Source organism: Gemmatimonas aurantiaca, assembly GCF_037190085.1.
GTDB lineage: Bacteria > Gemmatimonadota > Gemmatimonadetes > Gemmatimonadales > Gemmatimonadaceae > Gemmatimonas > Gemmatimonas aurantiaca_A.
Window position 1 is genome coordinate 57,050 of record NZ_JBBCJO010000005.1, and the last position, 24,852, is coordinate 81,901.

The following is a 24,852-nucleotide window of genomic DNA, read 5'->3' on the forward strand; positions in this document are numbered from 1 at the left end:
GAATAAATCCTGACGGTATCGTCAAGTTTTTCGCGTAATCCGCCCCCGGATGTATTGACGGCGCGAAAGGGGGCTGTGAAGATTCGTGCAACGGTTGGGCTGTGTCGTCTCCACGAATGCTGACACGACCCACAATGACCGGCATCCCTTCCCGCCGGTCATCGGACCTCGACGTCCTTTTCATCCCTCTGAGGTGAACGATGTCCCTGTTCCTCCGACGTGTGTTGGCCTTCACCGTGCTGGCGTTGGGCGTGTTGCCCGTGGCGTCGAGCCGATTGGCAGCGCAGTCCGGGTCGATCTCCGGCAAGGTGACCGATGCCGCGACCGGTCGGCCGATCGAGAATGCGCAGGTGCAGGCACAGCTTTCGGGTGGACAAGCCTACGGCGCCATCTCCGGTACCGACGGTACATTCCGGGTCGTGAATCTTCCCGATGGCAGTTACACGGTGACCGTGCGCGCCATCGGGTATGACCAGAAGGTGTTCAATGGCCAGCGCCCCGGCGCGACCATCACGGCGGCGCTGTCGGAACGTCCCACGCAGCTCAATCAGACCGTCGTGACGGCGAGCCGCAGCCGTCCGGAAAAAGCCCTCGATGCACCGGCCCAGATCTCCGTGGTGTCGAGCGAACGCATCGAAGAGCGACCCGCGGTGACGGTCACCGATCATCTGCGCAGCACACCGGGTGTGGACATCAGTCGCGGCGGCATCGCGCAGTCCAACGTGGTGGCGCGTGGCTTCAACAACGCCTTCAGCGGCGCGATGCTGATGCTGCAGGACTACCGGTTTGCCGGTGTGCCGTCGCTGCGTGTGAACGTGCCGTTCATGTTCACCGGCACCAACGAAGACATCGACCGCATGGAAGTGCTGCTCGGACCGGCGTCGGCGCTGTACGGTCCCAACAGCTCCAACGGGGTGCTGCACGTGATCACGAAGTCGCCGTTCGCCTCGCAGGGCACGACGATCAGCGTGGATGGTGGTGAGCGCAGCGTGATGCGGGCGGGTATCCGTCACGCGTCCAAGCTGAACGAGAAGTTCGCCGTGAAGGTGTCGGGCGAATACATGCGCGGCAAGGATTGGGAGTTCCTGGAACTGGCGGAACCGGCCACGTTCCCGACCACCGACGACGTGCCGGCGTCCCGCCGCGGAAAGACCAACGATCGCGATTTCAGCCTCGAGCGGTACACGGGTGAAGCGCGCATGGACATCCGGCCGTCGGAGAATTCCGAGGCCATCACGACGGTGGGGCACACGCACATCGGCCACGGGATCGAGTACACCGGCGCCAATGGCGCGGCGCAGATCCGGAACTGGACGTACACCAGCCTGCAGCAGCGCTTCCGCTGGAATCGCCTGTTCGCGCAGGTGTTCGCCAATCTGAGCAACGCCGGCAACGACAATGCGCTGTCCGACGAAGGCACGTATCTGCTGCGTTCGGGCAAGCCCATCGTGGACAAGTCGAACGTGTGGGCGGCGCAGCTCCAGCACGGCTTCGACATGGGCAGCAAGCAGAGCTTCACGTACGGCGCCGACTACATCGCCACGAACCCGGAAACGGGCAACACGATCAACGGCGGCAACGAAGACAACGACAACGTCCGGGAATACGGCGCGTATCTGCAGTCCTCCACGCGGCCGAACAAACATCTCGAACTGCTGCTGGCGGCTCGTGGGGACGCGAACAACGTGATCGACGGGGCGTTCTTCTCGCCGCGTGCGGCCATCATCTTCAAGCCCACCGAGACGCAGAACATCCGCTTCACGTACAACCGGGCGTTCTCGACGCCGGCCAACTTCTCCTTCTTCCTGGACCTCATCCAGACGCCGAACGTGGGTGGCTCGGGCTTCAATGTGTACGCCCGCGGCAACCCGCCCAAGGAAGGCCATCTGTTCAACCGGAGCTGCGCCGGCAACAGCACGTTCGGGTCGTTCTGCATGAAGTCGGCCTATACGGGGCAGGGGCAGTTCACGGGCGCGTCGGCGGCGGCGGCGTTTCCGGGGGCGATCACGGCACTGGGCCCCCGGTTGATCCCGGGCATTGCTTCCGGCCTGGCAAGGCTCTCGGCGGCGGGCATGACTCCCGCACAGATCCAAGCACTGGCGGCGGGTGCGGTGCAGTACCTCGCGTCACGGGCGCCGACCAATGCGGATCTCGCCACCCGCGTGACCTACCTGACGAACGCGTCGACACCTGGCGGTCTCACGCCTGATCAACTCACCGACATCGCCCCGCTGTCGGCGTCCTTCAACAACACGTTCGAAGTGGGGTACAAGGGCATCGTCGGCAATCGGTTCCGCTGGGACATCTCGCTGTGGGGGCAGGAGCGTGGTGACGTGGGCACGACCGCCGCGCTCTCCACGCCGAACGTGATGTTCGCCAATCCGCAGCAGGTCGGTGGGTACCTCGGACAGCAGCTCGGTGCGTATTTCGGACAGCAGTTGGGCCCGCTCGGGGTACCGGCAGAAATGATCGGGCAGATCGCATCGGGGCTGGCTACCGCACTGACACCCAATGTCGCGGCGCTTCCCGTGGGTGTGGTCACCTGGGCCAACAGCAACACCGCGCCGAACGCCATCTATGCCACGTATCTCACGACGCCCGGAAAAATCTGGGTGCGTGGCATGGACCTCGCCACGGACATCGTAGCCACCGATCGCCTGACGTTCGACCTCGCCTACAGCTGGCAGAGCGAGAATGTCTTCGGCGGCATTGCCGGCGGGAACAATCTGCCGCTCATGTCCAACTCGCCGAAGTCACGCGGTTCGGTCGGGATGCGGTACCGGAACGAAGGCAACGGCCTGGGCTTCGAGCTCCGTTCGCGCTACAACGACGCGTATCCGGTGAACTCGAGCGTGCACACCACCAACTTCGCCTTTGCAATTGCGTCCGGTCGTCCGGGCGCGGCGGCCAATCCGACGATTGGCGCTGACAAGTGTGCGCCGGTGTCCGCAGGCGCCTACTGCTACGACGGCGTGCCTGAAGCGGTCGTCTTCGACGCGCAGGTCTCCAAGCACTTCGATCTCGGTGGCAAGCAGAAGCTGATGTGGTCCATCAGCGCGCAGAACATGTTCGACAACCAGGTGCGCACATTCCCCGGCATGCCCCAAATGGGTCGTATGGTGATGTCGCGGCTGCAGTACAGCTTCTGAGTGATGGGTTTCGGGGAACGGGTTCGGTGGTTCAACGCCAGACCCGTTTCCCCAAACCCGGGACCGTATTCTCCAATGCTTCTTCTCGACCCCAATGCCCGACCGGTAGTCGGTCACCGCGGCAACCGGGCTCACGCGCCCGAGAACACCATCCCCTCGTTGCTCGAGGCCGTCGCACTGGGCGTCGATGCGGTCGAGTTCGATCTGCATGTCACGCGCGATGGGGTGCTCGTACTGCTGCACGATCCCACACTCGATCGCACCACCGATGCGGCGGGACCGGTCGCCGCGCGCACGCTGGCCGACCTGCGCACGGTGGACGCGGGAGCACGCTTCACGACCGATCGTGGTCGCACGTTCCCGTGGCGTGGACGCGGTGCCGGGATTCCGACGTTCGACGAAGCGGTCGAAGCCCTGCCGCGCGATCTCCCCATCATCATCGAACTCAAGACGCCCGCGGCGGCCCTGCCGCTGCGTGAGGCCATCGCCCGGCACGGGCTGGCGCGGCGCGTGATCGTGGCCGGCTTCGATCCCGCCAGCACACGCCCCCTGCGTCATGCCGGCTTCGCACTCGGCGCGAGTACACCGGATGTCGCCGGTCTGCTCGTTCCATCGCTGCTTCGACGGCCGATTGCCGCGCCGCTGTTTCAGGCGATGTGCATTCCGCCGGTGTACAACGGTATCCCCGTGCCTCTTGGCTCGCTGGTGCGCAGTACGAAGCCTCACGGTGTGGTCACACACATCTGGACGGTGAACGATCCCGCGTACGCGCTCAAACTCTGGCGACTGGGTGTGAACGGGATCATCAGCGATGACCCGGGACTGATTCTGGCCGTGAGAGGCTGAGACGACAGATAGTCAGAGAACGGCTTTGCCGCGGATTGCACGGAGGGGGCGGAAACAACACGGATCAACAACAATTTTTTGTAGTGATCCGTGCAGTTTCCGCCCCCTCCGCGTAATCCGTGGCAACGCAGTTTTCTTGTTTTTTTCTCTCTCCGCAATGAAATGATGATGCTCGCAATGTTCTGGTGACACATGTCGGCGGAGCGCGCATTACACTCCCGCCATGACACAGGCACGACAACAACTCGGACTGCTTGGCGAACGCATCGCGGCGCGCTGGATGATCCGCAACGGATGGGAGCTGGTCGCGCATCGTTTTCGCCACGGACATCGCGACATCGATCTGATCATGCGACGCGGGCAGGCCATCGCGTTCGTGGAGGTCAAGGCCCGCCGTGGCGACGCTTTCGGGTCCCCGGTCGAGGCCGTCCACGCCCGGAAGCAGCGCGAATTGGTACGTTCGGCCCGGGTCTGGGCGGATCGACACGGGTTTGCGGAGGTGGAATACCGTTTCGACGTGGTCGGTGTGCTGATAAACGGTCAGAATGTCCGCATCCGGCACATCGAACACGCCTTCCCGGTGTCCTGAAATCGGGCAGATTGGGGAGTTGTCCACATCGTGTCTTCTTCGTACTTTATTCGGGTCTTGGTCCTGCCCGCGTTCACCCTAGATTCTCGCGGGCCAGGGCATGGCGCTTCACCCCTCACGACGGCGGTCTTATGGCGGGCACAGTGATAACCGACGACAAGCGCAAGGCCCTGGCGCTCGCGGTCGCGCAGATCGAAAAGAGCTGTGGCAAGGGCTCGATCATGCGACTGGGCACCGACGCCAAAGTGCGGGTCGAATCGATCCCCACCGGCGCGATCAATCTCGATGCCGCCATCGGCGTGGGTGGTATCCCGCGTGGCCGCATCACCGAGATCTACGGTCCCGAGTCCAGCGGCAAGACCACGCTCTGTCTGCATGTGGTCGCCAATGCGCAGCGCAACGGCGGGGTCGCAGCCTACATCGATGCCGAACATGCGCTCGACACCGAATACGCCAAGAAGCTGGGCGTGGACGTCGAGAACATGCTCATCTCGCAGCCGGACACCGGCGAGCAGGCTCTCGAGATCTGCGAGATCCTCGTACGTTCGGGCGCGGTCGACGTCATCGTCATCGACTCCGTTGCCGCGCTCGTCCCCAAGGCGGAAATCGAAGGGGACATGGGTGATTCGCACGTGGGTCTGCAGGCGCGCCTCATGAGCCAGGCGCTCCGTAAGCTCACCGGTGCCATTGCCCGCTCCAAGGTGTCGGTGGTCTTCATCAACCAGTTGCGTGAGAAGATCGGCGTGATGTTCGGCAACCCGGAGACCACCACGGGTGGCAAGGCGCTCAAGTTCTACGCGTCGCTCCGTCTCGACATCCGTCGCATCGGTCCGGTGAAGGAGAAGGAGGACGTCATCGGTTCGCACGTGCGCGTGAAGGTCGTCAAGAACAAGGTCGCGCCCCCGTTCAAGCAGGCGGAGTTCGACATCATGTACGCCGAGGGCATCAGCCACACCTCGCTGCTCGTCGATATCGGTGTCGAGTCCGGCATCATCGACAAGGCCGGCGCCTGGTACAGCTACGGCTCGCAGCGCATCGGGCAGGGACGTGAGAACGCCAAGATGTTCCTGAAGGACAACCCGGCGCTGATGGCCGAGGTGGAGGACAAGGTCAAGACCGTACTCGGCGTGAAGGGCCTGGACGCCGCCGGAGAAGAGAGCGAAGAGTAGTGCTCGCCTCCTGACTCCGGTGCATGAAGCATGAGGAGAGGGCCGAGGGGTTGCTCGCGGTGGGAAGTGGTGCCCGGATCACCACGGCTCATCGTGAGTTGCCCCTCGGCTCTTTTTCATCCGGCTGAGACCGTTTTTGTCTGAACCCCTCGCCTCCGCGTCGTCTGTCTTCTCCAGATCCCGTCCCCCAGCACCCGCACGCCCACCGCATCCAGGGCCTACGGGAGTCTCCCCGCCGCCCGGGTCGCTATGTGTTGCAACTGGGCGATGGGCGCACGTTCGTCGTGGGTGTGGCCGTGCTGTCCGACACGGGCGCCACGAAGGTGGGCGTGGAGTTGTCGGAAGAGCAGGTGGCGCGGTTGGCCGAGGAGTCGACCATCACGGACCTGATGGACCGCGCGCTGGACGCACTGGCGCGAAGCCGTCGCACCCGCCGCGAACTCGAACTGCGCTTGCTGAAGCGTGAGGCCACGCCGGCGCAGGTGCGCACGGCGCTCGATCGCCTGGAAGCGTCGGGTGTGCTCTCCGACGACACGGTGGCCAGGGCCGAAGCCGGCGCTCGGCTGCGTCGGGGCGACGCACCGGCCCGGGTCCGTCAGCAACTGCGCCGCAAAGGCGTCGACCAGCGCACGGTCACCGAGGCCGTGTCCGAGGCGCTCGAGGAAGCCAGCGCGGACGGCTTCGACGAAGTGGCGGCCTGTCGTGCGGTCGCCGAGAAGCGTGCCCGCTCCCTGCGAGCGGTCGCACCCGATGTCGCTGAGCGGCGATTGCTGGGATTTCTGCTGCGACGGGGGTACGCCGGAGGTCTTGCCCGGCGAATTGCGCGTGAAGTGCTGCAAGCGCGGCCGTGAGCCCCCTGTTGTGCTTCGACCCGTCTATATTTCCGGGCCTATGCTCGCGTCCGAAATCCGTGCCCGATTCCTGGCCTACTTCGAGAAGAATGGCCACTCCATCCGCCCCAGCTCGTCGCTGGTGCCATCCGACGACCCCACCCTGCTGTTCGTCAACGCAGGGATGGTGCAATTCAAGAAAGTCTTTCTGGGAATGGAGGACGCGCCCGAAGGCAAACGACGAGCTACCACGTCGCAGAAGTGCGTGCGGGCCGGCGGGAAGCACAACGACCTCGAGCAGGTCGGCCACACCGCGCGTCACCACACGTTCTTCGAGATGCTGGGGAATTTTTCCTTCGGCGACTACTTCAAGCGTGATGCGATCCGGTTCGCGTGGGAGTTCGTCACCGAAGACCTGAAGATTCCGCGGGAGCATCTGCGCGTCACGGTCTTCCACGAAGACGACGAAGCCCGTGAGCTCTGGAAGGAGGTGGCCGGTGTGCCGGAGAGCCGCATCTACGGGCTGGGCGCCAAGGACAACTTCTGGCAGATGGCCGATACGGGGCCGTGTGGTCCGTGTACGGAGATCTATGTGGACCTCGCCAAGCTGGCCGCCGACTGGGCATTCCCGGCCGACGCCAGCGGGGAGTGGACCAATCTGGATATCGAGGATTTTTCGCTCGACGCGTTTGTGGAAGGCGCCGAGGCGGGGCGCTTCCTCGAGATCTGGAACCTCGTCTTCATGCAGTTCGACCGGCAGGTAGATGGCACGCTCGTGCCGCTGCCCAAGCCGTCGGTGGACACCGGCGCGGGTCTCGAACGCATCGCGGCCGTACTGCAGGGCGTGACGAACAACTTCCACACCGATCTGTTCCGCCCGCTCATCGCGAAGGTGGAAGACGTGGTGGGGATCGGGTACCCGTACCGCCCCGGCGTCGGTCTGGGGAAGGCCTACGGCAAGGATGGTCAGGAAATCGACCCGGCGTCGTTCCGCGTGCTGGCCGACCATGCGCGTGCGGTGGGTTTCCTGCTGGCCGACGGGGTGTTCCCGAGCAACGAAGGCCGCGGCTACGTACTGCGTCGCATTCTGCGTCGCGCGGTCCGTCACGCCTGGCTGCTGGGCCGTCGGGAGCCGACGCTCGTGCATGTGGTGGACGTGCTCATCGACACGATGCGCGACCTCTATCCCGAACTGCATGTGCGTCGCAAGCACATCCTCGAGACCACGCGTGCCGAGGAGGAGCGGTTCCTCGCCACCATCGATGCCGGCATGTCGCGGTTCGAGGAACTGGCGCCCGCGGCCAGCACGCAGGGCAGTTCGAGCATCCGTGGCACCATCTCGGGTGAGGATGCCTTCCGTCTGTACGACACGTTCGGCTTCCCCATCGATCTCACCGATCTGATGGCGCGTGAGCGCGGCTATCTGGTGGACATCGCCGGTTTCGAACGATCACTCCAGGCGCAGCGCAAACAGTCGCAGGACGATCGCAAGGCGCGACAGATCGCCGTCAGCGCCGACGATTTTGCCGACCCCACGCAGTGGACGCACGATCAACAGCATCTCGAGGCGCTGGGACGCTTCGTGGGCTACGATGCGATCGAAGTGGACACGCTGGTCACGGCCGTGCGGCATCTGCCCGACGGACGCGTGGCGGTGATGCTGCGTGAGTCGCCGTTCTACGCGGAATCGGGCGGCCAGATCTCCGATCACGGCACCATCACCGGCGAAGGCTGGTCGGTGACCGTCAACGAAGTGCGGAAACTCGATGGACGCATTGCCGCGATCGGTGCGCCCACCGGCGAGATCACGTTCGGTCGTGCACATGCGGTGGTGCCGCGCGATCGTCGCCGCGACACCGAGCGCAATCACACCGCCACGCATCTGCTGCATGCGGCGCTGCGCAAGGTCCTCGGCGATCATGTCCACCAGGCCGGCTCGCTGGTGGCGCCGGATCGTCTGCGTTTCGACTTCACGCATCACGGGCCGCTGACGGCCGAGCAGTTGGCGGCCATCGAAGCCGATGTGAACGCGGGGGTGTGGCAGAGTGCGCCGGTGACCATTCGCGAGGAGTCGTACGTCGACGCGGTCGCCCACGGCGCGATGGCACTGTTCGGTGAGAAGTACGGGGACGTGGTGCGCGTGGTGGAGATCCCGTCGCTGTCGGTGGAGCTCTGTGGTGGCACGCATGTGCGCAACACGGCCGAAATCGGGCTGGTGCGCATCGTGTCGGAGAGTGGTGTCGCGGCCGGCGTGCGTCGTATCGAAGCCGTCAGCGGCCCGCGGGCCTTCCAGTTCCTGGCCGATCGCGAGCGGGCGCTGCTGCAGGTGGCGTCGCGCCTCAAGGTGCCGATGTCGGGCATGACGTCGGGGTTGGAGCAGATCGAGCGCAAACTCGACACGCTCATGGACGAGCGGAAGCAGCTCGAGAAGCGGCTCGATGAGTCGCTGCGCGGGGGCAGCAGCGGCGGCGGCGTGGCGCAACAGCTCGTGGCCCGCGCCGGCGATGTGGCGGGCACGCGGTTCCTGTCGGCGCGTGTGGAGGTGCCCGATGTGAAGGCGCTCCAGGCGCTGGGCGACGCAGTGCGTGAAGCGCTGGGCAGTGGAGTGGCGTTGCTGGGCGCCTCGTTGGCCGATGGCAAGGGCGCGCTGCTGGCCGTGGCCACGGACGACGTGCGGGAGCGTGGGCTTCGTGCCGACGCCGTCGTGCGTGAAGTCGCGGCCACCGTGGGCGGCCGTGGCGGTGGCAAGCCGCACATGGCGCAGGCCGGTGTGGAGTCGACGCAGATCGACGCCGCGCTGGCGGCTGGTGAAGGGGTGGTAAACCGCCTGGCGACCGCCGGCGCGTGATGCCGCCCGCGGCAGCAACGACCGTGGGGGAGTGGGTCGCGCAACTCGATCCGCGCCCTCCGGTCGCGCTGCACGAGCGGCTGACCGCGCTGCTGGCGCCCGGCGCACACCGTCCGGTGGCCGATACGGCGGAGATCTGCGTGGAGACCGGGGTACGACTGCTGGATGAGATGCTGGCTTCGGAAGCCACGGACCGGGCGCATGCACTGGATCTGCTGGCGGTGGATGCGTTGATCACCTATGCCTTTCAGGTCGCCGCCGACGAGCCGGCGCGTATCGAAAGCCGGGCGGCCGCGGCCATGGCCCGCATTGCCGGGCTGAACATCGTGGGCGAGCCCGAAGCACGTTGAACGACCTCTATGCGCGGTTCCATCCGTGCGCGGAGAACGGGACGTCATGATCGATATCCACTCCCATCTGCTCCCCGGCGTCGACGACGGGTCACCGTCGTTCGAAGTCTCTCTTCCGGTGCTCGAGCGATTCGTGCAGCAGGGGGTGACCACCGTCGTATGCACTCCGCATCTCAATGCGGCCCAGGCGGCCGCGGCACCCTACGAGGGGCATCTCGCCATCTTCCGTGAGCTGCAGGCGCGGGCGCCTCAGGGGATGCAGCTCGAACTGGGCTGGGAGATCATGCTGGACGCGCCGGCGGTCGATCTCACGGCGCCAGAACTGTCGCTGGGCTCGTCGCGTGCGCTGCTGGTGGAGTTCACACGGGGCGGGCTGCCGAGGGGGGCGTCGGGAGAACTGCGACGGATCGCCCGGGCCGGTCGCACGCCCATTCTGGCGCACCCCGAGCGGTATTTCGGGTGCACCATCGATCTCGTGCGCGAATGGCGCAGCTTCGGCGTGGTCATCCAGACCGACGCCTCCGTGCTCATGGGACGCGGCACGCCGGCCGACCTGGCCCGGCAGATGCTGGAGCTGGGACTCATCGACATTCTCGCATCGGACAATCACGGGGATCATCGTTCGCTGGCCACCGCGCGCGACTGGCTGCTCGAACGCGGGGCCCGGGAGCAGGTGGAGCTGCTCACCAGCGTGAACGCGGGGAATGTGCTCCGCGACGAGGAGACCCTTCCAGTCCCACCGCTCAGCAGCGGATTCTTCGGACGGATCAAGCGGCTCTTCACGTCTTCCTGACGGCGTTGAGCCCGCGTTCGAACAGTTCGGTGAACACGCCTACCCACCACCCATTCCCGCCCTTCCCAATGTCTCAGCTGCCCTCCAGCGACCTGGCTCCGGTGCTCGGTGCGTTACGCGAACTTGCCGCCACGGCCGAACGAACGGCTTCCCAGCTCGAAGCCCAGATCGGCGCCGCGCTGGCGCTGGTGCAGGCCACGGTGGCGCGAGGGGGCACGTTGCTGTTCTGCGGCAATGGCGGGTCGGCCGCAGACGCACAGCATCTCGCCACCGAGTACGTGGTGCGGTACATGCGGAACCGGCGCGCCTATCCGGCGATCGCACTGACCACCGATACGTCGCTGCTGACCGCAGCGGGGAACGACATCGGGTTCGATCACATTTTTTCACGACAGGTCGAAGCCATCGGCCGGGCCGGTGACCTGCTGGTGATCCACTCCACGAGTGGAAACTCACCAAATGTGATCAAGGCGGCCGAGGCAGCGCGGAGCAGAGGTATCGGCGTGTTGTCGCTGACGGCCCGTGACGGGGGCGCGTTGCCGGCGGTGAGTGACGTGTGCATCGTGGTGCCCACCACCAGAACCGATCGTGCGCAGGAGATGCACCTCTGCATTCAGCACGCGATCTGCGATGCGATCGAGCAGACGTTGTAAAACCGGCGCCGTCCGGATGTGGCGCACGATACAGGCTGTAAGGACAGATCGCTGCCTTCACTCCGGTTCAGTGTCTTCGCTCATGTGGTTCCATTCCATGCAGTTCCCGTGTCCACCTCCACTGCTTTCTCAAGGGAAGCACAGGATCAGGGTTCATCCGTGATTTCGCTCGAAGGGAAGGTCGCGCTGGTGACGGGAGGATCGCGTGGGATCGGCGCGGCCTGTGCGCGTTTGTTGGCCCGCGCCGGAGCGCGGGTGGCGTTCGCTTATCGGTCGCGTGATGATGAGGCCACGACCCTTGCCGCCGAGATCACGTCCATGGAGCGTGAGGTATTTGTCCACAAGGGCGAACTCTCGTCGGCGGAAGCCAACGCCACCTTCGTGCAGGGCGCACTCGATCGCTTCGGACGTGTGGATATCTTCGTCGGCAATGCCGGTATCTGGCCGCCCGTGCCGGCGCCGGTGGAAGCGCTGCCGGGGGAGCGCTGGCGTCAGACCATGGCCACCAATGTGGACGGCATGTTCCACGGCGCCCAGGCTGTGATCCCGCATCTGGGCCCCGGCGGCCGTCTGATCTTCATCTCGAGCACCGCCGGCCAGCGTGGAGAGGCCGGTCATGCGGACTACGCGGCCAGCAAGGGCGCGATGATTTCGTTCGTGAAGTCGCTCGCGGTGGAGCTCGGGCCGCGCGACATCACCGTGAACAGCATCGCGCCGGGGTGGGTGGACACCGAGGCGGTGACCATTCCCTTTGCCGCCGACGGCCGGTCGCGCATCGAAGCGAACATTCCGCTGGGCCGGGTCGCCTCGCCGGAGGACATCGCCGGACCGGTGTTGTTCCTAGCCAGTTCGCTGGCCCGCCATGTCACGGGAGAGATTCTCAACGTGAATGGCGGGAGTGTGCTCTGCGGGTGAGCGTGTCCGCCGAACGAGTCGACGAACGGTTCGACCACCCGTCGCTGCGGCCACCCGGGCAGGTCATCGAGCTGGCGCGCACGTTGCAGCGCGCGGGCTTCGCCACGTGGTGCGTGGGCGGGGCCGTGCGCGACGCGTTGTTGGGGCTGGCTCATCTGGACTGGGACCTGGCCACGGCCGCCACTCCGGCCGAAGTGCGGAAGACCTTCCGGCGCACCATTCCGGTGGGCATCGAGTTCGGCACGGTGGGCGTGCTGGATCAGCACGGCGTGATGCATGAAGTGACGACCTTTCGTCGTGACGTGCATACCGATGGTCGGCATGCGGTGGTGGAGTTCGGTGCTTCGCTCGACGAGGATCTGGCCCGTCGCGACTTCACCATCAACGCCATCGCCTACGACCCGATCGAGAAGGTGCTGCACGATCCCTTCCGCGGTCGCGAGGACCTTGCCGCGGGGATCGTGCGGGCGGTGGGGGTGCCCGACGACCGCATGCGCGAAGACCGTCTGCGGGCGCTCCGGGCCATCCGGTTTGCCAGCCGTTTCGGGTTCCGCATCGAAGACGGGACCTGGGCCGCCATCGTCGCCAGCGCGCCGCATCTCACGCGCCTCTCGCCCGAACGGGTGAAGCAGGAGCTGGACAAGACCATGGAGCAGGTCGCGCATCCGTCGCAGGCATTCCGCCGGTGGCGCGACTCGGGTGCCTTTGCGGCACTCGTGCCGGCGTTGCGCTCGGTGTCCGACACCACGCTGGCCTCGGTGGATCGATTGCCGCGGCCGGGACAGGTGACGCGTCCACTCCGTCGGATGCTGCGGACGGCCGCGCTGTTCTCCGCGCTCGATGGCAAGACCGCCGAGCAGGCGTTGCGGGCCCTGCGAGCGTCCAATCAGGAGATCATGGTGGTGGGCACGCTGGTCGATCGCTGGCAGCGGTTCGGCGATTCGCTCACGGCCGCGTTCGCCACTGGCGAACTGCCCGATGATCCCGCGTTGCGGAGACTCGCCGCCGAAATCGGTCGGCTGCGCGTGAATGCGTTTCTGCGGCTCGGAGCGGCGCAGTGGGGCGGCAATCCGCACATTCCCCCGGCGCTCGTGCGCGCGCTGTTCCGGCGTCTCATGCGGATTGCATTCCGTGATCCCATCGAGATTGCCGATCTCGCCGTCGACGGCGACGATCTGCGTCAGCATGGCATTCCCGCCGGCCCGGCGCTGGGGCGCACGCTGCAACTGCTGCGACAGGCCGTCATCGAGGATCCGGCGCGGAATACCCGTGACGTGCTGCTGGAGATGGCGCGTACGGCAGCGACGGACGGCAGCGGAGTTCCGGCACGATGAGTGAACTCACGCAGCTCCGGCCAGCGGGACAATCCCGGTTCCGTCCGGGCGAGGACTGGTTCGTGCACACGGTGCTCGATTCAGGCGTGCCAGGTGACGCGCCCATTCATCGCGTGGTCGTGGGCACGAACGCCGAACGTGTGCTCGATACGCTGCATGCCATGTGTGTGTATCTCGATCCCGCCGTCGACGTGGCTGTGAGCGATCGTCGGTCGGGAGCGCGATGGGAAGGAGCGTTGCTCGCATTGCCCGACGTGCGCGAAACCGTCGGGCGCCTGCGTCTGCCGCTCGCCTCGTACGGTGGTGTGGAACTCTCGGTGTACACGGGCGACGATCAGTTGACGCTCACCGCCGAACTGCTGCTCGTGGTGCATGCCCGCACCGATCGCTGGACGTTCCTGCTCGACGAACTGGGTTTCGTGGAGCGTGCGGACATTCCGCGTCCCACCTGGCGGTTGGCCGACGGCGCGCTGCGTCCGGCGAACGCGCTGTTCGAATCGCTGGTGGCGGCGACGAATCGGCTCGGCCTGCAGGAAGTGGCGATCCCCGTCGTGGCCAACGTCGCGACGAATGCCGCGACGAATGCCGCGGCTGGCATGGTGGAGGCGACAACGTGAGCAAGAGCACGCGCAGCACCGGCCCGTCGCTCTTCGCGTCGCGTGTGGCCGAGCCACTCGCCGCGCGCATGCGTCCACGCACGCTCGAGGAATATCTCGGGCAGGAGCACCTGCTCGGCGTGGGCATGCCGCTTCGTGAAGCGTTGTCGCGTGGCAAGGTCGACTCCATGGTGTTCTGGGGACCGCCCGGCGTGGGGAAAACCACACTCGCGCGTCTGCTCGCGCAATCCGCCGATGCGGCCTTCGTGTCGTTCTCGGCCGTCAGCGATGGCGTGGCGCGTGTGCGGGAGATCGTGGCCGAAGCGGAAGCGCGGCGGAACACCGGCCGTGGCACCATTCTCTTCGTCGACGAGATCCATCGATTCAATCGCGCGCAGCAGGACGCATTTCTGCCGCACGTGGAAGCCGGCACCATCGTGCTCATCGGCGCCACCACCGAGAATCCGTCGTTCGCGCTCACGGGCGCGTTGTTGTCGCGTGTGCGCGTGATGGTGCTGGAATCCATTCCGGCTTCTTCACTGGATGCGCTGATCACGCGTGCGCTGACCGATCGCGATCGTGGTCTGGGTGAACGCGCACTCACCATCGACGAGGATGCACGGCAGGTGCTGGCCGAGTCGTCGGATGGGGATGCCCGGCGTCTGCTGGGCATTCTCGAAGCGGCCGCGGCACTGGTGGACGATGGAAGTGTCGTGACACGATCGATCGTGGAAGCCGCGATGCAGTATCGTCCGCCGCGGTACGACAAGTCGGGCGAGGAGCACTACAATCTCATCTCGGCGCTGCACAAGGCGTTGCGCGGCAGTGATCCGCACGGTGCGTTGTACTGGCTGGCCCGCATGATCCAGGGCGGTGAAGACCCGCGATACATCGCCCGTCGTATGGTGCGCATGGCCACCGAGGATATCGGGCTCGCCGATCCACAGGCCCTGACCATCGCGATGACGGCGGCGCAGACGTACGAACGACTGGGGACCCCCGAAGGCGAACTCGCGTTGGCCGAAGCCGCCGTGTATCTGGCGACAGCCCCCAAGTCGGCGCGATTGTATGAAGCATGGAAGGCCGCGCAGGAAGCCGCACACGACACACCGGCGGCCCCGGTGCCCATGCACTTGCGCAATGCGCCCACAAAGCTCATGAAGGAACTCGGCTATGGGGCAGGGTACCAGTATGCGCACAGCGTACCGGACGCCTACCTGCCACAGTCGTATCTCCCCGCGCAGGTGGGAGAGCAGGTGTTCTACGAACCCGGACCATTCGGATTCGAGAAGGACATCGGCAAACGTCTCGCCTGGTGGGCATCGCTGCGCGCCCGGGCGGAAGGCCAGAGTGAAGAACAAAACACTGCGGAACCCTCAACGAGTGAACAGTCAGGAGAGATGACGTGAAGACGCTGCCCACCACCCGCCGCTGGAGTTCGCGCGCTGTCCGACGTCTGGCGTCCCGACCGGTGATGCTGGTCACGCTGGCCCTTGGTGTTGCCGGTGCCGCGGCCTGCTCGACACTCGGTCGCGCGAGTTTCAAGGAGCCCGATGTGCAGTTGCGGGAGTTCACCATCACGGGACTTGGACTCACCGGCGGGAGCGTCGACGTCGTGCTGCAGGTGTACAACCCCAACGGCTACAAACTCGACGCGCTCAAGATGACCTATCAGGTCGACGTCGATTCCATCAAGCTGGGTGATGGGGAACTCGATGGCCGGTTCGTGGTGCCCGAGAAAGATTCGTCGATCGTGCGCCTGCCGGTGCGCTTCACGTACGCCGGTCTCGGCGCCGCGGGACGGTCGATGCTGAACGCCGGGACCATCAACTATCGCGTGCGTGGAGATTTCACGGTCGCGACCCCCATCGGCAATTTCACCCGTCCGTACGACCGCCGCGGCCGCTATTCTTCGGTGGGCGGCAACGGGCGCTGACCCGCCGTCGGCGCCTTCTTCGGCAGACACTTCGCAGACATTTCGCAGGTAGACACACATCAGTCGCGAACCGATTTCTCTCACGCCCCAGGTCGAGCGGGCGATTCTGGTCAGCGCGCCATTCAAGCGCGGTATGGCCAAACACTTCGTGGACGAGCACCTCGAGGAACTGGCGCGTCTGGCCGATACGGCCGGCGCGCAGGTCGTGGGCACCCTCACGCAGCAACTCGATCGTCCGCATCCGGCCACGTACCTCGGCACGGGCAAGGTCGAGGAACTGAAGCTGCGCATTCAGGAACTCGACGCCACGCTGGTCATCTTCGACGATGAACTCACGCCCGCCCAGGGCAAGAACATCGAGGAGATCGTCCGCACGCGCGTGATGGATCGCGCGGAGCTCATTCTCGACATCTTCGCCACCCGTGCCCGGTCGAGTGAGGCGCGCATGCAGGTGGAGCTGGCGCAGCTCGAATACATGCTGCCGCGTCTGACGCGCATGTGGACCCACCTCGAGAAGATGCGCGGTGGTATCGGTATGCGCGGTCCCGGCGAAACACAGTTGGAAACCGACCGCCGGCTCATCCAGCATCGGATCCGCGTGCTGAAGGAGCGGTTGATCGATGTCGAACGCGCGCGCGAGATCCAGCGGCAGGGACGGCGCACCCAGTTCCGCGTGGCGCTCGTGGGCTATACCAACGCGGGCAAGTCGTCCATCCTGCGTGCGCTGGCCGCGGATGGCGACGTGTTCGTGGAAGACCGGCTCTTCGCCACGCTCGATCCGCTCACACGCGAAGTCGACATCGGCGACGGGTACACGATGTTGCTCACCGACACGGTGGGATTCATCCGCAAGCTGCCGCACCATCTCGTGGCCTCCTTCCGCGCCACGCTGGCCGAGGCGCGTGAGGCGGACCTGCTGCTGCACGTGATCGACGCGAGCCATCCAGCGTGGGAAGAACACCGAGACGTGGTGGATGGCGTGCTCGCGGAACTCGGGCTCGCCGAACGACCCATGCGCTATGTGATGAACAAGATGGACGCCGTGGCGCCCGAGCTGCGCAGCGGTGTGCGCGAACGGGTGGCCAATCTGATGCCGGAGTCGTTGTTCGTGTCCGCCATCGAACCGGGCGGACTGGAATCGCTGCGCACCGTATTGCTGGAGAGCATGCGTCGCCAGCGTCCGGTGCTCGAAGTGCGCATTCCCGCCGCCAATGGACGACTCATCGCCGAAGTGCATCGTGATGGCGAAGTGCTCGATCAGCGCCACGACGAGGATCTCATCGTGTTGCGGGCGCGGCTCGACGAGCGCGCCATCGGCCGGTTGCGACAGGCGGGAGTGAGTGTGACCGTGACGCAGGCGGCGCGGCCGGCGGTGATGGGGATGTAGGCAGGGTTGGCGGGGGGGTAGTTTCGGCAGCCGCGGTACCCGCAGCGCCAGTTGGCATCGCGTAACCGCGGGAGGCCGATGATCGTCCTATCATCGGCTGAGGCGGCGTGAGATCGATGGGCAAGCTGGCCTGCAAGAATTCGCGTTGAGTCTCCCAGCCATTGCTGTATTCCACCTCCCCAGCGGAGCCTGACTGTCCAGTTCCCGGCGCCGTTTCATCGGTGAGTGTGAATCGGAAAGGGCACTGCCGACATGGAGTAGACCGCATTGCGCAAATCCCAGTGGTATTTTCGGAGATTCGCCCCGGGCGACAACCTCTCGGACCCGGACTTCGCAAAGGCACTCTTCGCCAGCGATTCGGACTCTGCAGTCGCCCGCTCGCTTGTCAGAGAGGCGCTGCAGAACTCCCTTGATGCCAAGGCCGAGGATGCAGAGAAGGTTCGTATCCGGATTGCGATAAATCGAGGGCTGTCTGCAGCGTCGGTTCCGAAGGCAGCCCCGTTCTTTTCTGGTATTGAACACCATGTCGATGCCACCGACAATGGACTACATGACAGGCCGACACTTGGTGAGTCGGTTCCATTCCTTGTCCTCGAGGACTTTGGAACCAGGGGACTGCAAGGCTCGCCGGATCATTGGCGGCCAATCGAAATTGGAGCCAATGCCTTCTTCCTCTTCTTTCGGGCACTCGGACGCAGTGGAAAGGCAGATGAATCCCGGGGAAGGTGGGGTGTCGGAAAATTCGTGTTTCCGATGTCCAGTCGTGCTCACGTGTTCTGGGCCCTTACCATCCCTGCAGACACCAACGTGCCGCTCCTCATGGGGCGCACGGTGCTGCGAACGCATCAGGCCGAAGGTGAACAATGGCATCCTGACGGCCACTGGGGCGAGAGGCGAGAGGTCGATTCGCAACTGGTGACACCTGTCCGTGACGCGGAGACAATCGCGCAGTTCGTTGATGCCTTTGGAGTGGCAAGGCGCAGGGAACCCGGCTTGTCCGTGGTGGTGCCCTGGTTGGTCGATGAGATCGATAGGAACACTATCCGCGACGCGGTGCTGAGTGAGTATTTTCTACCGCTGCTCCGCGGAGAGCTCGTGGTCGAGCTCTCGGAGAACGGAGAGATGGAGATCATCGACGGTGCCGCTGTTCGGACCTATGCGGAGACCGCCGAAGATCGGCACTTGAAGGAACGTCTGGCACTGGCGGTTTCGGTTGTGGACCGGACAGGAATCATGCTCGAATGGCCCGTGCCGCTACGCTACGATGATTTGACGCTTCGTCGGGATGACCTGCCAGATGGACTGCGGGAGACCTTGAGTGCGAGCCTCGACGAGGGACATGCGGTGGCAGTGCGGATCTCCGTATTCGTGGGGCGAAAGGATTCGACCGCCCCCCGCCAGGGATATCTCACTGTCCATCTCCGCAGAGTGGACCGCCTCGGCGGGCTCCGTCCGTTGATCATTCGGGATGGGATTTCCCTTCCTGAGGACAAGACCAAGATGGTGTTCGATCACGTATCGCTCCTCGTTGCTGAGCGGTGTGCAATGGCATCGGCCATCGGTGATGCGGAAACGCCTGCTCACGAACAGATGCAGCACGAGCTCCTCAAGGATCGGTACAAGTATCCGAAGAAGCTGGTGACCTTCGTTCGCGAATCCGCCGGTTCGTTGGTGCGGGCCCTGCGTCGCGGAGATGGCGAGGATGACCCACTCACGTTGGCGTCCTACTTTCCACTTGAGGCGGACACAGGGCCGCAGTTGCTGGTCCCGACAGTGAGATCCAAAGGCAAGAAGGCCGGTGAGAGCCTGCCGCCACTTCCCCCTCCGCGTCCACGCCGGTTCCGCGTGACGCGCGTGTCCGGTGGCTTTACCATCTCAGGTATTCCGGGTTCGGGACGCCTGCTTGATGAACTCAACGTGCAAGTCGCCTATGATGTGCGCCGCGGCGACCCGTTTTCCAAGTACCGCCCGTATGACTTCGATCTCTCCGGAACAGGCCTCGAGACTGTCGCGGAAGGCTGTGGCATCGTCGCTGATGCCGGCAATCGACTTGCCATTCGTCCCGACCGGCCGGACTTCTCCATCACAGTCAGCGGATTCGATAGCCAGCGGGATCTGATCGTGCGGGTTACCGCCGCTGGGAAGGAATCATGAGCACGAGCCGCTTCAATTTCACCGGACGCAAGCGCATACCGCGCGAGAATGTGTGGGTTGGTGTCAGTGGAAATGGCCCCACCGCGATTGTCGAGGCGGGTTTCGATATCGGATCTCTGGGATTTCCTGTCACTGCGAAGGTGGTTCTCGAAGCTCAAGCCGGATGGACGATCCAGCGCTTCGACTGGGGCTCAGTGGGTCAGTCGGCGGAACCCGCCGATCGCCGCCTCCATGAATTCCGGTCGCACGCGGGACTGTTGTTCCGACTCAAGGTGATAGCGATCGGTGACAACGACGGGCGATTGCTCGGCATCGCAGACAAGCTCAAGCCGACCGGTGGTCTGGAAGCGATGCCGCGGCAATCGCTTGTGGTGGTCCGTCCGCAGGATCTTGGTGATCGGGTCTGGAAGATCGACTTCGACGAATCGCAACCTCTCCTGCTCATCAACAGCCGATTGAACGACCACCAGGATTTTCTGAAGCGAAGAGAAGTTGCGGCATTGGTGCTTCCAGAAGCACTCCATCGGATTCTCGAGAAGGCCGTCGAGGTCGGTGCAGAGGATGCTGCTGCGGATGGCTGGCATACCATGGCAATTCGGCTCGGTGAGAGGCTTGCCGGTCGGATTGCACCTCAATCAGGCGACGATGAAGAGAATGATCGCTGGATCGACGAAGCGATCAGTACATTCTCGCGCAGGCACAATCTCATGGAAGCTTTTGCAGGCGAGTCGGTGGAGGAACCACGGTGACGATGTTGCGATCGCTTACCCATGAGGGACGACGCCATGCCGCAGACATGCTTGCGCGCGTCCGTTCAGGAGAGGCCTCCCAACTCGATATGACGGAGTTCGATCATCCGAGCCACTCAGGGGAGACTGGCCTTTCTTTCCCGGATCCGACTGGGGAGTCGGTTGCCTCGCGTTGGCATCTCGGGGCCTGGCTGTTCCGGACTTTCGCAGGGGCTGAAGAGAAGATGGATGCCGGGGCGTGGTCCTGGTTGGGATTGCATTTGTTCGACGTGTTGTGCCCGCCGAAAGCAGGGGTGCGCAAGGTACGAGAGGACGCGCGCTACCTCTTGGAGGCTGGCGACTATCGAAAGGCATATCGTCATCTGCTTGCGGGGCCATTCCTGCTCATGCAAGCGCATCGTTCAGATCCCGATGCCGTGCGCGGACTGCTCGCCACATCACCTGACGCTCCCGGTGAAGTCTATGAACAGCTGGCCGCCCGCAAGTACACCGTGACCAGTCGTGCCGTTGTTCAAGTGGCGACATTCCTCTACTTCGATCTCAGAACTGGAAAACTCAAGCGTGGTGCGGGTGGATCGACTGCGGGAAGCCCTCGCCGATTGAGCGAAGTGCTTCAACAATTCGACCTCACCTACGACCTGCAAGCCATCTCCGCGCAGCGACTCGTCGGACTGTTGCCGAAGGAGTTCGGTCGGTTCTTGCGAGCATAGTCGGTACAAGTATCCGGTCGTTCTGCTTGCCAGAGCTCAGCTGCCCGATACTGCCCTGAGCTCGGCAAGCAACTGTTCGACGGTCAACAGATGCGGCCTCACCTCGTCCGGATAGTTCGACATGATCGGCTCCGGCACCACCAATCGAATGCCCGCGTCCTGCATTTCCCTGAACTGCGGCACGGATACCCCTTCCTGCAGCGTGAGCAGGTGCTTGTCGGCAATGCGGTCCGCCTCATTGAGCACCTGCCGCCAACGGTCCTTGCAGGTGGTTTTCGCGGCCAGCATGCGCAGCGATGACGACGGAAATCGTGGGTCGTGATACGCGGCCTCCGACGGGAAGATGAAATCCGGCGCCTTCCTGTTTTCGGTTCTCGCCTGCCACGCGAAGGGAATGCGCTCCTCGTTGAAGATCATGCGGGCGTGGAGTTCGAGCGAACGACCGCTGCGTGACTTCCGTCGATTGGTGAGGGAACCGGCGAACTCCACGAAGGTCTCGACCGATTCGAAACCGCTGTTGATGCGAGGCATCGCATGATAGCGCTCGACGGAATAGAATACCTGCTCTTCGCAACGCCTGCGCTCGACAAGCCGCCGGTCGGCACTCCCATGTGCGAGGCGCCGGTGCGCTGCCCACGTCACGAGCGCCTCACCGTTCGGGAAGGCTGATCGCCAGTCTTCAGGAATCTCTTCATCGCGCAATGCACAGTTGCCACCGATCGCGGAAGTGATGTACGCACCGTTCGGCGATACGATGCGGCCCGCTCCGGGTGCGACATCCGGCAGTCTGTCGAGGAGATAGTCTTCTTCGGAAGGTGAGCGACAGCGCCATATGCGAAGCGCATCGGCATCCGCATTCGATTGGATGCGGAAGGCGAAAATGACGAGAGAGCCGGTGGCATCCGGTTCGACAAGCGGGGAATCGGTGCTGCCCCAGCGGGTGAGTCGGGCTTCGTCCCTACCATTCTTCTGCCGCGACAGCCGTTTCGAGTTGTACCAGACCAGGCGCAGATCGAGGGACTCGCCGTGTGAATCGATATGCGTGGGCAGCGTCAGATCCGGATTGGACTCGCGCCCCGCCCGATCGGACAGCATCGGAAATGCCGTTGCGAAAAGCGACTTGCCAAGGTGTGGTCCACCCTGATGCACGTTCTTCTTGGCATAGGTATCGTTTGCGGAGAGGTACTTGACGTACCAGAGCCATTCAGGCCCGGACACCGAGGCCAACCAATCGGCGAGTTGCAGCGTATCCGTATCGATGTCGCTCATCTGCGGATTCTCCTCACGAGTGCATCCAGTGCGCGCGTCGACGTTCGGCACTCCCACACGACGAACACACGCCAGCCCGACCGCCGGAGGGTTGCGATGTTTCGCGCATCCCGCTCGACGTTCTCCCGGAACTTCCGACTCCAGAACGCCGTGTTGGAGGACGGCGTGGCAGTCTGTGGACAACCTTCATGGCGGTGCCAGAAGCAACCATGCACGAACACCACGGCCTTCCAGCGTGCCAACACGATATCCGGACGCCCGGGCAGGCCGCGTTGATGGAGTCTGAACCTGAGACCGGCCCTGTGCAGGTGTGAACGTACCAACCGCTCCGGCATCGTGTCCCTTCCCTTGATGGAAGCCATCATGCGGCTTCGCTCGGACGGCGCAACGATGTCGGCCATGAATCAGGCGCCGGCGAGCGCGAGCTGCGGCAACGGGTCGCCAAGAGGTTCGACGCTTCGTCGCTCGCCACCTAGGTAGGGAACCAATGCTTTCGCGATGCTGGCCACGACCGGGACGGCCACGGCGTTGCCGAACTGACGATAAGCCTGTGTATCGGAAACCGTGATCTTGAATGGTTCACGACCGGGACGATCGAAGCCCATGAGCCGTGCACACTCCCGTGGCGTCAGCCGGCGCGGCGGACCGGATTCGCGCTGCACGAGGATTTCGGAGCCATCCTTGTAGTATCTGGCGGACAGTGTCCGGGCGACATCACCGGGCCCGACCATGCCGAATCCGAAGCCGTTTCCGGCGGCCTTGTGCTTCTTGGCGTAATCCTGAAGATACTGCCAAAGCGCTGGCGTGAGCGTGTACTTGGGCAGCACACGGCCGAACGCATCGGTGAAACGCTCCTCGGGCACCTCGGATCCGTTCTCCGGGTGGAGGATGTTGCCGAGTCGGGGGCCGGAGATGGGATCCGGAATTTGCACCTCATCGAAGTCGAAGTGCGAATCGAGATCGGGATGAAGTCCGACGATGAAGATGCGCTCGCGGTGCTGCGGCACGAAACTCCTGGCATCGATCACACGGAAGGCGATGCGATATCCCAGTTTTTCGGTGAGTGTCCGCCGAATCACATCGAAGGTCCGACCGCGATCGTGCGATTGCAGGTTCTTCACGTTCTCCAGCACGAACGCCTTGGGCTGCTTCGCGCTGATGATGCGCTCGATGTCGAAAAAGAGCGTGCCTTGGGTTTCACATTCGAATCCGTGCTTGCGTCCAAGCGCATTCTTCTTGGAGACGCCCGCAATGGAGAACGGTTGGCACGGGAAGCCCGCCAAGAGCACGTCGTGGTCGGGGATGGCGTCTGCCGGGATGGCCGTGATGTCCCCATGGACGTCATGGTCGCCGTAGTTGGCCCGATAGGTGGTTTGGGCATGTCGGTCCCACTCCGACGTGAAGACGCAGCACCCACCCGCCTCTTGAAAACCGCTCCGGAAACCGCCGATCCCAGCGAAGAGATCAATGAAGGTGAACTGTCCCGGAACCGGAGACCGTGGCATGAGCCCGAGAAGGTACTTGTAGGCAGCCTCTCGCACGGTCGACTCGCCGCTTTCCCAGCGGGCGATCGTCTTCAACGCGTAGCCGGTCTCATCAGCCACTCGCTTCCGGGAAAAGCCCATGGCTTCCCGCAGTCGGCGGAAGTCCGCGCCTGACGCGGGAGCGGAGTTTGTTCGGGGGGACATTCCATGGACGCTATGTCCACGGCGGCCAGAATGCAACAGGTCACGCCCTCAAGAGAGATGAGCGCGTTGGCACTGAGACCTGCTCAAGAAAATGGGTGTGTGTGTTTCGGCCGGCACGTGGGTCCGCTGGCGAACAGCGAAGGGCAGGGGGTATCGCGACGACGCGCTGGGCCGGCGGGGTGTGTCCGGTATGCGACGTTGCTGATGTCGACGTCTTCGTGCATCGTGCGTACTCGAGTTGCGTGAGGGCTGTCTTCTCGACGTCCTCTCGGTCACACGCGCACAGCATGATGCCAGCCTTGGGGAACTACGGCACGTGCCTGAGCGGCATGTCCGAAGTGGGCAGGCGAAAGACAAACACATCCACAGTCAGGGAGGCTACGGTGATCGAGCACACTTTTCGGTTCGAGGTAACCGACCCGGACACGATCGAGCTTCCTGCTGACTTGCTGCGGGAAGGTGGTCGCTATCGAGTCGATCTCCATGATGGCGATGTGTACATCTCCGGCAACACCAACGGCCTCTTGTACCTTGCGCATGTGCTGGTTCAGTGCGCGAAAGGCGGATTCTCAGAGACCTTCCATGTACACATTCGCCAGGATTCGGAATCAAGGCCGCCGGACGGTAGTGGACCTCCTCCTGCAGAGGTTGTGGTATTTGCCGGGGAACTGTAGTCCGCCATAAAAGGCAACTGGTAGATTCTTCTCGAGAAGGACAGAACTCCGTCCTGATGAGGCTCGTCACAGGTGACGCAGAGGCAGCAGTTCATGACGCACACAGACGGCCTGCGGTTCGGGTGGGTTGATACGAGCATACGGCAGCTCGTGGAGACACGGCCAGCCGCAGTCACTTACGCCTACGCGCTCATCACCTGCGTCGACAGCACG

The 24,852-nt window shown here is 64.1% G+C and carries 22 protein-coding genes; 19 read left to right on the forward strand and 3 right to left on the reverse strand.

What is annotated here, in order from left to right:
* Window positions 1-200: 200 nt before the first annotated feature.
* The 18 genes from WG208_RS05920 (at window position 201) to WG208_RS06005 (ending at window position 21,008) form a co-directional block, all read left to right on the forward strand.
* Window positions 201-3,149, forward strand: a complete 2,949-nt coding sequence (locus tag WG208_RS05920; protein ID WP_337170419.1) for a TonB-dependent receptor — start codon at window positions 201-203, stop codon at window positions 3,147-3,149.
* A gap of 75 nt (window positions 3,150-3,224) precedes the next feature.
* Window positions 3,225-3,995, forward strand: a complete 771-nt coding sequence (locus WG208_RS05925) for a glycerophosphodiester phosphodiesterase family protein (protein WP_337170420.1) — start codon at window positions 3,225-3,227, stop codon at window positions 3,993-3,995.
* Window positions 3,996-4,218: 223 nt separating this feature from the next.
* Window positions 4,219-4,584: a YraN family protein gene (locus WG208_RS05930; protein ID WP_337170421.1), complete on the forward strand. Its 366-nt coding sequence runs from the start codon at window positions 4,219-4,221 to the stop codon at window positions 4,582-4,584.
* Window positions 4,585-4,715: 131 nt separating this feature from the next.
* A complete protein-coding gene (gene recA, locus WG208_RS05935) occupies window positions 4,716-5,753 on the forward strand; it encodes a recombinase RecA (RefSeq protein WP_337170422.1) in 1,038 nt (345 codons plus the stop codon).
* 251 nt (window positions 5,754-6,004) lie between these two features.
* Window positions 6,005-6,604, forward strand: coding sequence for a RecX family transcriptional regulator (locus WG208_RS05940; RefSeq protein ID WP_337170423.1), 600 nt, complete (start codon window positions 6,005-6,007; stop codon window positions 6,602-6,604).
* Between the two features lie 40 nt (window positions 6,605-6,644).
* Window positions 6,645-9,431, forward strand: coding sequence for an alanine--tRNA ligase (gene alaS, locus WG208_RS05945; RefSeq protein WP_337170424.1), 2,787 nt, complete (start codon window positions 6,645-6,647; stop codon window positions 9,429-9,431).
* A complete protein-coding gene (locus tag WG208_RS05950) occupies window positions 9,428-9,781 on the forward strand; it encodes a hypothetical protein (protein WP_337170425.1) in 354 nt (117 codons plus the stop codon). The genes alaS and WG208_RS05950 overlap by 4 nt, the downstream gene beginning before the upstream one ends.
* Before the next feature lie 46 nt (window positions 9,782-9,827).
* Complete coding sequence (locus WG208_RS05955; protein WP_337170426.1) at window positions 9,828-10,574, forward strand: CpsB/CapC family capsule biosynthesis tyrosine phosphatase; 747 nt, start codon at window positions 9,828-9,830, stop codon at window positions 10,572-10,574.
* A gap of 68 nt (window positions 10,575-10,642) precedes the next feature.
* Complete coding sequence (locus tag WG208_RS05960; RefSeq protein WP_337170427.1) at window positions 10,643-11,227, forward strand: SIS domain-containing protein; 585 nt, start codon at window positions 10,643-10,645, stop codon at window positions 11,225-11,227.
* A 159-nt stretch (window positions 11,228-11,386) separates the two neighbouring features.
* Window positions 11,387-12,142, forward strand: a complete 756-nt coding sequence (locus tag WG208_RS05965) for a glucose 1-dehydrogenase (RefSeq protein ID WP_337170428.1) — start codon at window positions 11,387-11,389, stop codon at window positions 12,140-12,142.
* Window positions 12,143-12,144: 2 nt separating this feature from the next.
* Window positions 12,145-13,476, forward strand: coding sequence for a hypothetical protein (locus WG208_RS05970; protein WP_337170429.1), 1,332 nt, complete (start codon window positions 12,145-12,147; stop codon window positions 13,474-13,476).
* Window positions 13,473-14,093 carry a hypothetical protein gene (locus WG208_RS05975; RefSeq protein WP_337170430.1) on the forward strand — a complete coding sequence of 207 codons (621 nt, stop codon included), beginning with the start codon at window positions 13,473-13,475 and terminating at the stop codon, window positions 14,091-14,093. Before WG208_RS05970 ends, WG208_RS05975 begins: the two co-directional genes overlap by 4 nt.
* A 68-nt stretch (window positions 14,094-14,161) precedes the next feature.
* Window positions 14,162-15,481 (forward strand): replication-associated recombination protein A, encoded by a 1,320-nt coding sequence (locus tag WG208_RS05980; RefSeq protein ID WP_345786966.1) that lies wholly within the window; start codon window positions 14,162-14,164, stop codon window positions 15,479-15,481.
* On the forward strand, window positions 15,478-16,008 hold the full coding sequence (locus WG208_RS05985; RefSeq protein WP_337170432.1) for an LEA type 2 family protein: 531 nt from the start codon (window positions 15,478-15,480) through the stop codon (window positions 16,006-16,008). Before WG208_RS05980 ends, WG208_RS05985 begins: the two co-directional genes overlap by 4 nt.
* A 106-nt stretch (window positions 16,009-16,114) precedes the next feature.
* The gene (hflX, locus tag WG208_RS05990) at window positions 16,115-17,395 is read left to right on the forward strand and encodes a GTPase HflX (protein WP_337171249.1); all 1,281 of its coding nucleotides are present in this window, start codon (window positions 16,115-16,117) and stop codon (window positions 17,393-17,395) included.
* Window positions 17,396-17,662: 267 nt separating this feature from the next.
* Complete coding sequence (locus tag WG208_RS05995; RefSeq protein WP_337170433.1) at window positions 17,663-19,549, forward strand: hypothetical protein; 1,887 nt, start codon at window positions 17,663-17,665, stop codon at window positions 19,547-19,549.
* Window positions 19,546-20,298, forward strand: a complete 753-nt coding sequence (locus tag WG208_RS06000; protein WP_337170434.1) for a hypothetical protein — start codon at window positions 19,546-19,548, stop codon at window positions 20,296-20,298. Before WG208_RS05995 ends, WG208_RS06000 begins: the two co-directional genes overlap by 4 nt.
* Entirely contained in the window at window positions 20,295-21,008 is a 714-nt protein-coding gene (locus WG208_RS06005; protein WP_337170435.1) for a hypothetical protein, read from the forward strand. Before WG208_RS06000 ends, WG208_RS06005 begins: the two co-directional genes overlap by 4 nt.
* Window positions 21,009-21,044: 36 nt before the next feature.
* On the opposite strand, the gene WG208_RS06010 is transcribed toward WG208_RS06005, so the two are convergent.
* From WG208_RS06010 to dcm, 3 genes are read right to left on the reverse strand one after another with little or no spacing between them, the layout of a single operon-like run.
* A complete protein-coding gene (locus WG208_RS06010; RefSeq protein WP_337170436.1) occupies window positions 21,045-22,277 on the reverse strand; it encodes a type II restriction endonuclease in 1,233 nt (410 codons plus the stop codon).
* Window positions 22,274-22,678 carry a very short patch repair endonuclease gene (locus WG208_RS06015; RefSeq protein ID WP_337170437.1) on the reverse strand — a complete coding sequence of 135 codons (405 nt, stop codon included), beginning with the start codon at window positions 22,676-22,678 and terminating at the stop codon, window positions 22,274-22,276. Before WG208_RS06015 ends, WG208_RS06010 begins: the two co-directional genes overlap by 4 nt.
* Before the next feature lie 3 nt (window positions 22,679-22,681).
* Entirely contained in the window at window positions 22,682-23,965 is a 1,284-nt protein-coding gene (gene dcm / locus WG208_RS06020) for a DNA (cytosine-5-)-methyltransferase (protein ID WP_337171250.1), read from the reverse strand.
* A 383-nt stretch (window positions 23,966-24,348) separates the two neighbouring features.
* Here dcm and WG208_RS06025 point away from each other — a divergent pair, with 383 nt between their 5' ends.
* Complete coding sequence (locus WG208_RS06025) at window positions 24,349-24,639, forward strand: hypothetical protein (RefSeq protein ID WP_337170438.1); 291 nt, start codon at window positions 24,349-24,351, stop codon at window positions 24,637-24,639.
* Window positions 24,640-24,852 lie beyond the last annotated feature (213 nt).